The sequence below is a fragment of the Pseudomonas sp. Eqa60 genome (assembly GCF_018326405.1).
GTDB lineage: Bacteria > Pseudomonadota > Gammaproteobacteria > Pseudomonadales > Pseudomonadaceae > Aquipseudomonas > Aquipseudomonas protegens.
Window position 1 is genome coordinate 6,693,305 of record NZ_AP024342.1, and the last position, 13,446, is coordinate 6,706,750.

General features: G+C 62.9%; 15 protein-coding genes and 1 pseudogene. 10 read left to right on the forward strand and 6 right to left on the reverse strand.

Annotated elements, in window-relative coordinates:
• Positions 1-76 precede the first annotated feature (76 nt).
• The gene (locus KI242_RS30450) at positions 77-823 is read right to left on the reverse strand and encodes a LytTR family DNA-binding domain-containing protein (RefSeq protein ID WP_011064176.1); all 747 of its coding nucleotides are present in this window, start codon (positions 821-823) and stop codon (positions 77-79) included.
• Positions 820-1,035 (reverse strand): annotated as a pseudogene (locus KI242_RS30455) (sensor histidine kinase); the annotation flags it as partial. The gene KI242_RS30450 and the pseudogene KI242_RS30455, both read right to left, overlap by 4 nt.
• Before the next feature lie 413 nt (positions 1,036-1,448).
• Between KI242_RS30455 and argH the strand changes: the two are divergent.
• On the forward strand, positions 1,449-2,843 hold the full coding sequence (gene argH, locus KI242_RS30460) for an argininosuccinate lyase (protein ID WP_041120368.1): 1,395 nt from the start codon (positions 1,449-1,451) through the stop codon (positions 2,841-2,843).
• A gap of 51 nt (positions 2,844-2,894) precedes the next feature.
• Here the strand turns inward: argH and KI242_RS30465 are convergent, their stop codons facing one another.
• The gene (locus KI242_RS30465) at positions 2,895-3,542 is read right to left on the reverse strand and encodes a glutathione S-transferase (protein WP_011064178.1); all 648 of its coding nucleotides are present in this window, start codon (positions 3,540-3,542) and stop codon (positions 2,895-2,897) included.
• Positions 3,543-3,667: 125 nt separating this feature from the next.
• Here KI242_RS30465 and KI242_RS30470 point away from each other — a divergent pair, with 125 nt between their 5' ends.
• From KI242_RS30470 to KI242_RS30480, 3 genes are all read left to right on the forward strand, one after another.
• The gene (locus KI242_RS30470) at positions 3,668-3,952 is read left to right on the forward strand and encodes a hypothetical protein (protein ID WP_011064179.1); all 285 of its coding nucleotides are present in this window, start codon (positions 3,668-3,670) and stop codon (positions 3,950-3,952) included.
• 194 nt (positions 3,953-4,146) lie between these two features.
• The gene (locus KI242_RS30475) at positions 4,147-4,392 is read left to right on the forward strand and encodes a TIGR02647 family protein (protein WP_011064180.1); all 246 of its coding nucleotides are present in this window, start codon (positions 4,147-4,149) and stop codon (positions 4,390-4,392) included.
• Between the two features lie 169 nt (positions 4,393-4,561).
• On the forward strand, positions 4,562-7,408 hold the full coding sequence (locus KI242_RS30480) for a class I adenylate cyclase (protein ID WP_212805782.1): 2,847 nt from the start codon (positions 4,562-4,564) through the stop codon (positions 7,406-7,408).
• 7 nt (positions 7,409-7,415) lie between these two features.
• Here KI242_RS30480 and rnk read toward each other — a convergent pair whose 3' ends face one another.
• The 3 genes from rnk to cyaY all read right to left on the reverse strand — a co-directional run bounded on the left by rnk (position 7,416) and on the right by cyaY (position 8,542).
• On the reverse strand, positions 7,416-7,829 hold the full coding sequence (gene rnk / locus KI242_RS30485) for a nucleoside diphosphate kinase regulator (RefSeq protein ID WP_011064182.1): 414 nt from the start codon (positions 7,827-7,829) through the stop codon (positions 7,416-7,418).
• Between the two features lie 142 nt (positions 7,830-7,971).
• Entirely contained in the window at positions 7,972-8,205 is a 234-nt protein-coding gene (locus tag KI242_RS30490; protein WP_015637452.1) for a DUF1289 domain-containing protein, read from the reverse strand.
• 4 nt (positions 8,206-8,209) lie between these two features.
• Positions 8,210-8,542, reverse strand: a complete 333-nt coding sequence (gene cyaY / locus KI242_RS30495) for an iron donor protein CyaY (protein ID WP_011064183.1) — start codon at positions 8,540-8,542, stop codon at positions 8,210-8,212.
• Positions 8,543-8,781: 239 nt separating this feature from the next.
• Between cyaY and KI242_RS30500 the strand changes: the two genes are divergently transcribed.
• The 6 genes from KI242_RS30500 to KI242_RS30525 are packed head-to-tail and all read left to right on the forward strand — an operon-like array spanning position 8,782 to position 13,374.
• Positions 8,782-8,940, forward strand: coding sequence for a lipoprotein (locus KI242_RS30500; RefSeq protein ID WP_011064184.1), 159 nt, complete (start codon positions 8,782-8,784; stop codon positions 8,938-8,940).
• A 9-nt stretch (positions 8,941-8,949) separates the two neighbouring features.
• Entirely contained in the window at positions 8,950-10,197 is a 1,248-nt protein-coding gene (gene lysA, locus KI242_RS30505; RefSeq protein ID WP_212805783.1) for a diaminopimelate decarboxylase, read from the forward strand.
• 4 nt (positions 10,198-10,201) lie between these two features.
• Positions 10,202-11,032, forward strand: coding sequence for a diaminopimelate epimerase (gene dapF / locus KI242_RS30510; protein ID WP_011064186.1), 831 nt, complete (start codon positions 10,202-10,204; stop codon positions 11,030-11,032).
• Between the two features lie 13 nt (positions 11,033-11,045).
• On the forward strand, positions 11,046-11,771 hold the full coding sequence (locus tag KI242_RS30515; protein WP_011064187.1) for a DUF484 family protein: 726 nt from the start codon (positions 11,046-11,048) through the stop codon (positions 11,769-11,771).
• A gap of 2 nt (positions 11,772-11,773) precedes the next feature.
• The gene (gene xerC / locus KI242_RS30520; RefSeq protein ID WP_212805784.1) at positions 11,774-12,670 is read left to right on the forward strand and encodes a tyrosine recombinase XerC; all 897 of its coding nucleotides are present in this window, start codon (positions 11,774-11,776) and stop codon (positions 12,668-12,670) included.
• On the forward strand, positions 12,670-13,374 hold the full coding sequence (locus KI242_RS30525) for an HAD family hydrolase (protein WP_015637455.1): 705 nt from the start codon (positions 12,670-12,672) through the stop codon (positions 13,372-13,374). The genes xerC and KI242_RS30525 overlap by 1 nt, the downstream gene beginning before the upstream one ends.
• Positions 13,375-13,446: the final 72 nt, after the last annotated feature.

The window sequence follows — 13,446 nt, forward strand, 5'->3', positions numbered from 1 at the left end:
TCAGCTTTGACTTGTATCAGAAACCTAGCCTCCTCCCGACGCCAGGCTTCACCCATTGCAGGGGTCAAACCCTGGCCTAGAGCTGTTGCATCATCTTGCGCACGCCCGCCACATGCCGCCGGCTGACAATCAGCGCATCGCCATTGAGGCCCTTGAGGTACAACTGGAAGTGCCCCAACGGTGTGCGCTGCAGACGCTCGATACGCTCGCGGGCCACCAGCGCATTGCGGTGGATACGCACAAAGCGGTCGCCGAATTCATCTTCCAGAGCCTTCAGGGGCTCATCCAGAAGCACCTCGCCGCCCTCGTGGCGCAGGGTCACGTATTTATGGTCGGCGATGAAATACACCACCTGGGCCAGGGGGATGAGCTCGATGCCTTTGCGCGTACGGGCGCTGATATGGCTGCGCGGGCCGTTACCGCTTTCGGCCGCGGGCCGGGTCAGTGCCGCCAGTTGTACACGGTTGGGCTTCTCGGCCTTTTTCAAGGCCTCCAGCAACAGCTCGGAGCGCACTGGCTTGACCAGGTGGACGACGCCGCTGGCATCGAAGGCCTCCAGGGCGAATTCGTCCGGCGCAGCGCAGAACACCAGCGCCGGAGGCGTCTCGCGCTCGCACAGCTTGCCGGCGACCTGCAGACCGTCCAGCCCTGGCATGCGGACGTCGAGCAAGACGATATCCGGCTTCAGGCTGTCGATCAGGCTCAACGCCTCTTCGCCATTGGTGGCGCTAGGCTCCAGGACACTGTATCCCTCGAGCTCACTGACCATCCGGCTCAGGCGCTCGCGGGCTAGGGGTTCGTCATCAACGATCAGGACATTCATATTGCGCTGGATTCCTGCGTGAGTCTCGCACAAGGATAGCGTAGACAGGTGGAGTGACGTCCGTCACCGCGATCCACGCTAAGACTAGTGCGAAGGCCAAAAAGTGCCGCAAGTCGGGCACCAATATTTGCCCGTGCCTGCCCGATACCGCTCAAGGTCGGCTGATGCGCGACGACGTCGCAGGGAATGCTGGTATTCAACACAAAGCCCCCTCGTGATTGTGGTCGCCGCCCACCCTGCCCGCACCCGTCTCGTTTGGTGGACGGATTGCCTGGCCCTGTGCGGTGTGAACTTGCTGGAGGGGCCCACTGCGAACACGCGAGGGGTGTTACGCAATTGTGCCGGTCCTCCTGTCCAACTGTAGACGGTTGCCAAGACGATATTGCTCAATCGATAAATATCGTTTGACCGATATCACCTTCCGCACTCAAGGCGCTCACCTCGCAGGAAGCACCTACGACTGCGCCGACCTCAGTCTCTGCGCCCCCGAGGCCGGCGACAAGCCACCCAGGTGTCCGGCGCAGAAAAAAGCTGCCGACCAGCGCCAGCGACAGCCCGGGCAACCCTGTTATTATCGGCGCCTGTTTTTCACGCCATCTTCCTTCAGCAGATCACGAGCGAATTCATGAGCACTGACAAGACCAATCAGTCCTGGGGCGGCCGCTTCAGTGAACCCGTCGACGCCTTCGTCGCCCGCTTCACCGCCTCTGTCACTTTCGACCAGCGCCTGTATCGCCATGACATCATGGGCTCCATCGCCCACGCCACCATGCTGGCCAAGGTCGGCGTGCTCACCGATGCCGAGCGCGACAGCATCATCGACGGCCTGAAGACCATCCAGGGCGAGATCGAGGCCGGCCATTTCGACTGGCGCGTGGACCTCGAAGACGTGCACATGAACATCGAAGCGCGCCTGACCGACCGCATCGGCATCACCGGCAAGAAACTGCACACCGGCCGCAGCCGCAACGACCAGGTGGCCACCGACATCCGCCTGTGGCTGCGGGACGAGATCGACCTGATCCTCGGTGAAATCACCCGCCTGCAAAAAGGCCTGCTGGAGCTGGCCGAGCGTGAAGCCGAGAGCATCATGCCGGGCTTCACCCACTTGCAGACCGCCCAACCGGTGACCTTCGGCCACCACATGCTGGCCTGGTTCGAGATGCTCAGCCGTGACTACGAGCGCCTGGTGGACTGCCGCAAGCGCACCAACCGCATGCCCTTGGGCAGCGCCGCGCTGGCCGGCACCACCTACCCGATCGACCGCGAGCTGACCTGCCAGTTGCTGGGCTTCGAAGCCGTGGGCGGCAACTCCCTGGACAGCGTTTCGGACCGGGACTTCGCCATTGAATTCTGCGCCGCTGCCAGCGTAGCGATGATGCACCTGTCGCGGTTTTCCGAAGAGCTGGTGCTGTGGACCAGCGCGCAATTCCAGTTCATCGACCTGCCGGACCGTTTCTGCACCGGCAGCTCGATCATGCCGCAAAAGAAAAACCCCGACGTGCCGGAACTGGTACGGGGCAAGAGCGGCCGGGTATTCGGCGCGCTGATGGGCCTATTGACCCTGATGAAAGGCCAGCCCCTGGCCTACAACAAGGACAACCAGGAAGACAAGGAACCACTGTTCGACGCCGCCGATACCCTGCGCGATTCGCTGCGGGCCTTCGCCGACATGATCCCGGCCATCAAGCCCAAGCACGCCATCATGCGCGAGGCGGCCCTGCGCGGTTTTTCCACCGCCACCGACCTGGCGGACTACCTGGTACGCCGTGGCCTGCCGTTCCGCGACTGTCACGAAATCGTCGGCCATGCGGTGAAGTACGGCGTGGAAACCGGCAAGGACCTGGCGGAAATGAGCCTGGAAGAGCTGCGCAAGTTCAGCGACCAGATCGAACAGGACGTGTTCGCCGTGCTGACCCTGGAAGGCTCGGTGAATGCCCGTAACCACATCGGCGGCACCGCACCGGCCCAGGTCCGGGCGGCAGTGGCCCGCGGCCAGGCCCTGCTGGCCAGCCGCTAAGCCCTTGCGAGCCTGCCCACACCGGCATCCTCTGCCGGTGCGAGCAGGTTCCTAGCGCCCTGACCTTCTGGCGGCCATCAGTGCCGCCTTGTCAGCGGCGATGCGCCGAGCGTTGGGGGTCTGCTCCAGGCGCTCGAGCAAGGCCCGGGCTTCGGGCATCTCGGCCAAAAAATCGATTCCGAACAACTTGTCCCCGACTATCAGGGCAAGGTTCACGCTGTACTGAAAATACAGGTCCGCCACACTCAAGCTGGCGCCCGCTACATAGGGGGCGAACCGGGCATGCCGGCGCAATGCGGCAAAGCCTTGTAGCAATTCGATCCCGGCCTTCTCCTTGATCGCCTCGGGCAGGGTCGCGCCGAAGAACGCTTCGGGGAAACAGGCCCGGGCCGGCAGCTCTATGTACAGTTCGATCTCCTTGGCCAGTGCCAGCACCTGGGCACGTTCGAACGCGTCCTTCGGCAACAGCGCCGGCGCCGGCCGCACTTGCTCCAGGTAATCGAGAATCGCACTGGTTTCGCTGATGAAGCCCTGCTCCACCTCCAGTACCGGAACCTTGCCCCGAGGGCTGATAGCCAGCGCCTCTGGGCTCTGGCCGGCGTAGAACAGCACCTCTTCGAAAGGCAGCCCCTTCTCCAGCAAGGCCAGCTTGACCATGTTGTAGTAGTTGCTGATGGCGAACCCATAGAGCTTGAACATCCCGTAGCCTCCAGGCCGTGCAGGGGTTGGCAGGGTTTTTTTATAGAAGGTTAATCCCACTCTGGCCAGCAGCATCGAGCCGCTGAATACGAGTAAACTGGCGACCTTTCCTTGAGGAGCCTGCCATGAGCGAGCCAACCGATATCGACACCGACGAAGAAGAGTTCGCCGAAAATACCCTGATCGAAGCGATCGAGAACCAGATCGAAAGCGACAACCCACCAGCGGCCAAGGCCACGTTCAACAAGCTCACCCTGGTGGGCTACGAGCGCGAGGAAATCCTCAATCTGATGGCCCATGTACTGGCGATCGAGATCGACGCGATCCTCGAACAGGACCGCGCCTTCGACACCCAATGGTACGAAGCCGCCCTTCGCGCCCTGCCGGAACTGCCTCCCGAAAAGCAGTGACACCGCGCTGCCGGAGCGCAGGCTCCGGCACTCTTTCCCGCCCGTGCCTCGCGCCCCGACTACACTGCCACCACCCTGCGGCCAAATACCGCTGCACCCGGGGATAAAACTCCTCAGCGAACGCTGGACACGCCGCCTTTCTGCGTTCACCTTAAGAACGCTGACCTCTAATTCCTAGAAAGTCTGGAGTCCCTATGTCGTATACCCCTGAGTTGGTTGCCGAACTGGAAATCCTTGCACTCTTCAACCTGGACAACTCCCAGGAAGGCCTGAAAATCCATCAGACCGCCGCCCCTTCTGCCATCGCCGCCGCCCAACGCCTGTTTGACAAGGAACTGATCACCCAACCCGATGGAGGCTATCTGACCAGCCTCGGGCGGGACGCCGCTGAACATGCCCAGGGCCTGCTGACCATCCTGAACGTCAAAGAAGTCGCCTGAACAACCTGCATCGGCCTGCGGGGTTCCCGTCTGTCGGATTCCGTAGGCGCCTCCTTCTGAATACGCTAGAAATCTGGCGTCAAAAAATAAAATCAGTTTAAGGCTGAGCCCTGTCTGACGGTAAACTGCTCGCCGTCTTCAATACCGCCACGTTCGAGCTCCGCTTGAAATGCCCCATACCCATGAAATCCGTCCCGATCTGGATGAAGGAATCGATCGCAAGGTTCTCAGCCAACTGCGCGCGCGTTTCCTGAAGCTCAATGAAGGGCGCATGGCCCGGGCAATGGAAGGGCTGTCGACACGCCAGCAGTTGGTCCTCAACCTGTTGCCGCTGTTCTTTCACGTCAATCACCCGTTGTTGCCCGGCTATGTATCCGGAGCCACCCCGGCGGGGCTTTCCTGCTACGAACCCGACCCCCAGGCCCTGGCCGAAGCCCAGCGCCTGACCCGATCGTTTTCCTACAAGCCGCGCCACGGCAACCCGCCACGGCCGATTCATGGCCTGTTTCTCATGGGCAGCCTGGGTACCCTGGCCCAGGCAGACCAGAGCGACATGGACGTGTGGGTGTGCCATGCGCCGGATCTGGGCGAAAACGAGCTGGCCGAGTTGCAGAAGAAGTGCCAATTGCTGGAGACCTGGGCGGCCGGCCAGGGTGCTGAAGCTCATTTTTTCCTGATCGACCCCAACCGCTTTGTCCGCGGGGAGCGGGACACTCAGCTGAGTTCGGACGACTGCGGCACCACCCAGCACTACCTGCTGCTGGACGAGTTCTACCGCACCGCAATCTGGCTGGCCGGGCGCACGCCGTTGTGGTGGCTGGTACCGGTGTACGAAGAACGCCGTTACGAACAGTACATCGACACCCTGTTGTCCAAGCGCTTTGTCCCCGCCGAGGAAAACCTCGACCTGGGCCACATGGCACGCATTCCGCCCGGCGAGTTCATCGGCGCCGGGCTGTGGCAACTGTTCAAGGGCATCGAGTCGCCCTACAAGTCCGTACTCAAGCTGCTGCTGATAGAGGTCTATGCCAGCGAGCATCCCAAGGTCCAGTGCCTGAGCCTGCGCTTCAAGCAGGCGGTGTTTGCCAACCGCCTGGACCTGGATGAGCTGGACCCCTACATCGTGGTCTACCGGCGCATCGAGGAATACCTCAAGGCTCGCGGCGAGCCGGAGCGCCTGGAGCTGGTACGGCGCAGCCTGTACCTCAAGGTCAACCGCAAGCTTACCGTCGGCAACGCCACCCGCAGCCCGAACTGGCAGCGCGCTCTACTGGAGCGCCTGGCCAGTGAATGGGGCTGGGACCAACGCCAACTGGCCTTGCTGGACAGCCGCAGCCAGTGGAAGGTGCGCCAGGTCAGCAGCGAGCGCCGGGCCCTGGTCAACGAGCTCAACTACAGCTATCGCTTCCTGACCCAGTTCGCCCGCACCGAGCAGGCCGCCAGCCTGATCAACAAGCGTGACCTGAATGTCCTGGGCCGGCGCCTGTACGCGGCCTTCGAGCGCAAGGCCGGGAAGATCGAGTTCATCAACCCCGGCATTGCCCCGGACCTGGCTGAAGACACCCTGACCCTGGTGCAGTCGCCGAACAAGAAGGAACCCGGACAGAACCATTGGGGGCTGTACAACGGCAGCCTGACCGCCCTGGAGTGGGAGCATTTCGCCCCGATCAAGCGCAGTCGCGAGCTGCTGGAGCTGCTTACCTGGTGCCATCGCAACGGCGTGATCGACAGCAGTACCCGCCTGGCCCTGCACCCGGGCAGCAGCGACCTGAGCGAATTCGAACTGTTCAACCTGCTGGGCAGCCTGCAGCAGACCGTGCCACTGCCTTTGACGACGGTCAGCGAGGAACAATTGCTGCACGCCGCCGTGCCCTGCGAAGTGCTGATCCTGGTGAACGTCGGGGTCGACCCCCTCAAGCACCACCGCGACCTGAACATTCTGATGACCACCGAGCGCACCGACTCCCTGAGCTATGCCGGGGTACGCGAGAATCTGGTGCTGACCCTGGATCAGGTCACCCTCAATAGCTGGAACGAGGTAATGGTCGGCCGCTACGACGCCGAGCATGCGCTGCTCGACTGCCTGCGGGACTACCTGAACAATCTGCCGGGCGGCACGCAGCCGCGGCTGCGGGTACGCTGCTTCTGTCACAACCGCGCGCAATTCATTGCCCGCCGGGTGGAAGAACTGTTCGAAACCGCGCACAACCTTTTGCTCAGCCAGCTCAACTACCGCTACCTGATCCAGGTGCAGCAGCACTACCACGTGCTTGAACTGGTGCCCGGGCAGGTTCGGCACCGGGCCATGGCAACCCCTGCCGCATTGCTGGAGTACCTGGGGCAGGAGCAGAGCCGCTACAGCCCACTGCACCTTGACCCGATGGCCCTGGAAGACCACGACCTGGCGCTGATCCTGCCCATGGGCCAGCCGGACTGCATCCAGGTGTTCTATCGGATCATCGACGAGTACGCGGAGCTTTACGTGCTCGATGAGTACAATGCGCTGTGGCAGCAGACCCTGCCCTATCACGACGAACACAGCCTGTTGGTGCCCCTGCAGCGCTTCCTGCAGTCGATTCTCTACCGCCGCGAGGCGCTGCTGCCGATGGACAGCAACCAGCCCGAGAAACCTTTGGACACACTCTACTTGCAGATTCTGCCCTCAGGCACGGGCCGCGCACGTCGGGTAGAGCCGCGGCCAGCCCCACCGACGCCGGTGGACAAAGCCTTCTATGACGTACAGGCGATCATCGGCAAGGCCGCACCGGGCCAGGTGCAGGTCTCGCTGTACTGCAATCAACGGGAGTTTTCCGATCTGGAATATGGCGATCAACTGTTCGCCGCGGTGGCCCAGGAAATCGTCGGGCAGCGCCATGAAACAGAGCGCTATCGCTGCTACATCACTGACCTGGATCTTTCAGGGCTGCTCGGTGACGTGCAAAGCCCGAGCATCCTGTATCTGCGCTACAAGGCCAGCCTGGAGCGCGCACTGAACGACGCGCTCGAGCAGGTCTAGCCAAGGATCAGAGGTGGTAGTCGCCTGCGGCTTCCGGCTGGTATTCAACTTCCAGCAGGGTCAGCTTCAAGGTCTTGCCACCCGGAGCCGGCCAGTCGATGTACTGGCCTACCTGCAGGCCCAGCAGAGCGCTGCCCACCGGTGCCAGGATGGAAATCTTGCCTTCGTCGGCGTTGGCGTCCTGTGGATACACCAGGGTCAGGTGGTAGTCCTTGCCGCTGCTTTCTTCACGGCAATGCACACGCGAATTCATGGTTACGACACCGGCCGGTACTTCATCGTGACCCACCAGCGTTTCGGCACGATCCAACTCGGTTTGCAGTGCAATGACACCTGGCAGCGAGTCGTCCAGACTGTCGATCAGGCGCTCCAGACGTTGCACGTCAAGGCGGGTAAGGATGATGGATGGTGCAGTACTCATGATCCTGGCTGACTCCTATTTTTTCTGCACAAAAAAGCAAAACCCCGCCAAATAAGACGGGGTTCTCACCGGCCTCGATGTAGCGAGGCGAAGCTGGACACTATCACAGCACACTGAATAAACAAACCGTACGAGTACGAAGCTAAATCTCGCCTGCCGCCGCACTCTGTTTGCGCTGCAGCGCCTGGGCGCAGATCACTCGCCGGCGCTGATCATCGGCCGAACGCCATTCACGGATGTCCTCCACATGGCGAAAACAGCCGCGACAGACCTTCTCCTCATCGAGGCGACAAAGGCTGATGCACGGTGAACTCACCGCCGGGCTGACGTTGCTGTAGAGCGGCTTGGGCGGTCGGGCCGGGGCGGGCTGGGTCACGGTATCAGAGCCCTTCGAACTCAAGCTTGATGTCGGCCTGCTCCAGGACAATGCGTTCCAGCATTTCCCCCAACTGCTCTTCGCTCTTGTCGCACATCCAGCGCTCGCTTTCCTCGTCGTAGTCGAAGTGGAAACCACCCGAACGCGCGGCCAGCCAGAGTTGGCGCAAAGGCTCCTGGCGACTGAAGATCACCTGGCTGCCGTTGTCGAACTTGACGGTGAGCACCCCGGCCGAGCTTTCCAGGTCGATGTCCAGGTCGCTCTCATCGAAAATATCCTCCAGCGTCTGCTGGGTGGCATCCACCAGGTCGTGAAAACGGGCTTCGGTCAAACTCATTGCGGGAACCTCGAAAAATGTCTACTCACGCTCAAGCGCCGCAAGATACGGGCGCTCCCCGGCGAATGCAAAGGATACCGAACGAGGAAATAAATGCGACGCCCATTGCACGAGCGCCCGACCAAAGCCACCGGCCGGGCCTTGGCAAAGGCCCGCTGGACGGGAGTTACGCTGCATAGGCAAGCTGCCGGGTGGCCGGTATACTCGGGCGCAATTTACGCATTCTCAAGGATTTCGCCATGAAGCGCCTGATCTCTTCCCTTGCTGCGCTCGTCGCGGTTGCTTGCCTCGTTACCGCCTGCGGCCAGAAAGGCCCGCTGTACCTGCCTGATGACAGCAAATCCCCTGAAGAGCAGGCGAAGTCGCAATCGCAGTCGCACAAGCACGACACCTACTAAGGGCAAACCATGGACGCTTTTAACTACCGCGACGGGGAGCTGTTCGCGGAAGGCGTAGCCCTGTCCGCCATTGCCGAACGTTTCGGTACGCCCACCTACGTCTATTCCCGTGCGCACATCGAAGCCCAGTACCAGGCCTATGCCCAGGCCCTGGCCGGCATGCCGCACCTGGTCTGCTTCGCGGTAAAAGCCAACTCCAACCTGGGCGTACTGAATGTCCTGGCGCGCCTGGGCGCCGGTTTCGACATCGTCTCCCGGGGCGAGCTGGAGCGGGTCCTGGCTGCGGGCGGGCAAGCCGACAAGATTGTCTTCTCCGGTGTTGGCAAGACCCGTGACGACATGCGTCGTGCCCTGGAAGTCGGCGTCCACTGCTTCAACGTCGAGTCCGCCGAAGAGCTGGAGCGCCTGCAGCTGGTAGCGGCCGAGCTGGGCGTTCGTGCACCGGTCTCGCTGCGGGTCAATCCGGACGTGGATGCCGGCACTCACCCCTATATCTCCACCGGGCTCAAGGAAAACAAGTTCGGCATCGACATTGCCACCGCCGAGGATGTGTACATCCGCGCCGCGCAGCTGCCGAACCTGGAAATCGTCGGTGTCGACTGCCATATCGGCTCGCAACTGACCACCTTGGAACCCTTTATCGACGCCCTCGACCGCCTGCTGGACCTGGTGGACCGCCTCGGTGAATGCGGCATCTACCTGCGCCACATCGATCTGGGTGGCGGCCTGGGCGTGCGCTATCGTGACGAAGAGCCACCGCTGGCCGCCGACTACGTCAAGGCCGTGCGCGAGCGCCTGGACGGTCGCGACCTGGCCCTGGTATTCGAACCGGGCCGCTTCATCGTGGCCAACGCCGGCGTCCTGCTGACCCGGGTCGAATACCTCAAGCACACCGAACACAAGGATTTCGCCATCGTCGACGGCGCCATGAACGACCTGATCCGCCCGGCGCTGTACCAGGCCTGGATGGATGTCAGCGCCGTGCGCCCGCGAGATACCGAACCCCGTACCTACGACATCGTCGGCCCGATCTGTGAAACTGGCGACTTCCTCGCCAAGGAACGCACCCTGGCCTTGGCCGAGGGTGACCTGCTGGCGGTGCATTCCGCTGGTGCCTATGGTTTCGTCATGAGCTCGAACTACAACACCCGCGGCCGTGCCGCAGAAGTACTGGTCGATGGTGACCAGGCTGTTGAAGTACGTCGCCGCGAGACGGTAACCGAGTTATTCGCTGGCGAAAGCCTGCTGCCGGAGTAAGACCATGCTGCTGCGTTTTACCAAGATGCACGGCCTGGGCAATGACTTCATGGTTCTCGACCTGGTCAGCCAGCACGCGCATATTCTGCCCAAGCACGCCAAACAATGGGGTGATCGCAATACCGGGATTGGCTTCGATCAGTTGCTGATCGTCGAGGCCCCGAGCAACCCGGATGTGGATTTCCGCTACCGGATCTTCAACTCCGACGGCTCCGAAGTGGAACAGTGCGGCAATGGTGCACGCTGCTTTGCCCGCTTCGTGCTGGACAAGCGCCTGACCACCAAGCGCCAGATCCGCGTCGAGACCAAGAGCGGCGTGATCGAGCTGGATATCCGCAACGACGGCCAGATCAGCGTCAACATGGGCGCGCCGCGCCTGGTACCGGCGGACATTCCGTTCCAGGCGCCGGCCCAGGCCGACAGCTACACCCTGGACGTCGATGGCCGCCAGGTGCAGTTGGCCGCGGTGTCCATGGGCAACCCCCACGCCGTGTTGCGGGTGGATGACATCAACAGCGCGCCGGTGCACGAGCTGGGTCCGAAGATCGAACACCACCCGCGCTTCCCGGCGCGGGTCAACGTCGGTTTTCTCCAGGTCCTGGACCGCCAGCGCGCGCAACTGCGGGTCTGGGAACGCGGCGCCGGGGAAACCCAGGCCTGCGGCACCGGTGCCTGCGCTGCTGCTGTGGCCGCGATCAGCCAGGGGTGGATGGATTCGCCCCTATTGATCGACCTGCCGGGCGGGCGCCTGTCCATTGAATGGGCAGGCCCTGGCCAACCGGTGATGATGACCGGCCCGGCAGTGCGCGTATACGAAGGACAGGTGCGTCTTTAAGTGAGCGAAATCCATGACTGATCAGCCGCAGGTTCCTGCCGAAACGCCCGACCAATCACCGTCCGAAAACCTGGAGGCGGCAGCCGTCGCCGCCTACCTGGAGGCCCATCCGGACTTCTTCGTCGACCACGATGAACTGCTCCCGGCCTTGCGCATTCCCCATCAGCGCGGCGACACCGTATCGCTGGTGGAGCGGCAGATGAAGATCCTGCGCGAGCGCAACATCGAGATGCGCCATCGCCTTTCGCAGCTGATGGACGTGGCCCGGGACAACGACCGGCTGTTCGACAAGACCCGCCGCCTGATCCTCGCGCTGATGGACGCCACCAGCCTGGAAGAAGTGGTGATGAGCGTCGAAGACAGCCTGCGCCAGGATTTCCAGGTGCCCTTCGTCAGCCTGATCCTGTTCAGCGACAGCGCCATGCCGGTGGGGCGCTGGGTCTCCGCCGCCGAAGCCCAGGGCGCCATCGGCGGCCTGTTGTCCGAAGGCAAGAGCGTCAGCGGCAGCCTGCGCGAACACGAGCTGGATTTCCTTTTCGGCGAAGAGCAGCGCAAGCAGATCGGTTCTACCGCTGTGGTGGCCCTGGCACATCAGGGCATGCATGGCGTACTCGCGATAGCCAGCCGTGATCCGCAGCACTACAAGAGCTCGGTGGGCACCCTGTTCCTCAACTACATCGCCGAAGTCACCGGCCGCGTTCTGCCGCGCTTCACCCACTCGCTGCGCTCGGTACGCTGACCATGCAACAACAGCTGGACGCCTACTGCGCGCATCTGCGCAGTGAGCGCCAGGTGTCGCCCCACACCCTGCAAGCCTACCGGCGCGACCTCGAGAAGGTGCTGGAGTTCTGCGAGAAAATGCAGGTGCGCAGCTGGACCGACCTGGACATCCAGGGCCTGCGCAGCCTGATTGCCCGCCTGCACCAGCAGGGCCAGTCGTCCCGCAGCCTGGCGCGCCTGCTGTCAGCGGTACGCGGGCTCTACCACTACCTGAACCGCGAAGGCTTGTGCACTCACGACCCGGCCAACGGCCTGGCGCCGCCCAAGGGCGAACGACGCCTGCCCAAGACCCTGGACACCGACCGCACCCTGCAGTTGCTCGATGGCGCCGTGGAAGACGACTTCCTGGCCCACCGCGACCAGGCGATTCTCGAACTTTTCTACTCCTGCGGCCTGCGCCTTTCCGAACTGACCAGCCTCAACCTCGATCAGCTGGACCTGGCGGACGGCCTGGTGCAGGTCCATGGCAAGGGCAGCAAGACCCGGGTCCTGCCGGTGGGCAAGAAGGCTCGGTCAGCCCTGGAGCAATGGCTCCCCCTGCGCGCCCTGAGCAACCCGCCTGATGCTGCCCTGTTCGTCAGCCAGAAGGGCCGGCGCCTGGGGCCGCGGGCCATCCAGCTGCGGGTCAAGGCCGCCGGCGAGCGCGAACTGGGGCAGAACCTGCACCCGCACATGCTGCGCCATTCCTTTGCCAGCCATTTGCTGGAATCCTCCCAGGACCTGCGCGCCGTGCAGGAGCTGCTGGGGCATTCGGACATCAAGACCACGCAGATCTACACCCACCTGGACTTCCAGCACCTGGCGGCGGTCTATGACAGCGCCCACCCACGGGCCAAACGCAACAAAGGCGGTGAGTAATGACCATCAAGCTGATCACCTTCGACCTCGACGACACCCTGTGGGATACCGCCCCGGTCATCGTCAGTGCCGAAGCCACCCTGCGCCAGTGGCTGACCGAACACGCACCCAATCTCGGAGGCGTGCCGGTGGAGCATCTGTGGGCCATTCGCGAGCGGGTGCTGCTCGCCCAGCCGAACCTCAAGCACAGGATCAGCGCCCTGCGCCGCCAGGTGCTGTTTCATGCCCTGGAAGAAGCCGGGTATGACCATGCCCAGGCCAACCAGTTGGCCGACCAGAGTTTTGAAGTTTTCCTGCATGCCCGGCATCAGCTGGAGATCTTTCCAGAAGTCCAGCCGACCCTGGAAGCCCTGGCCAATCACTTCGCCCTTGGCGTGGTCACCAACGGCAACGCCGACGTGCGCCGCCTGGGCCTGGCGGACTATTTCAAGTTCGCGCTGTGCGCCGAGGACATCGGCATCGCCAAGCCCGACGCCCGGCTGTTCCACGAAGCCTTGCAGCGTGGCGAAGCGACTGCCGACACCGCCGTGCATATCGGCGACCACCCGGGGGATGACATTGCCGGCGCACAGCAGGCAGGGCTGCGTGCGATCTGGTTCAATCCCAACGGCAAGACCTGGGAAGCCGAACGCGCGCCAGACGCCGAGATCCGCAGCCTGATTGAACTACCCGGGCTGCTTGCCCGCTGGCATCGCGGCGCCTGAACCGGCGCTTTCGCGAGCAAGCTCGCTCCTACAGCAAGCGCCGGCGCTCGGGGCCGTTTCCGAGAAGGGTGC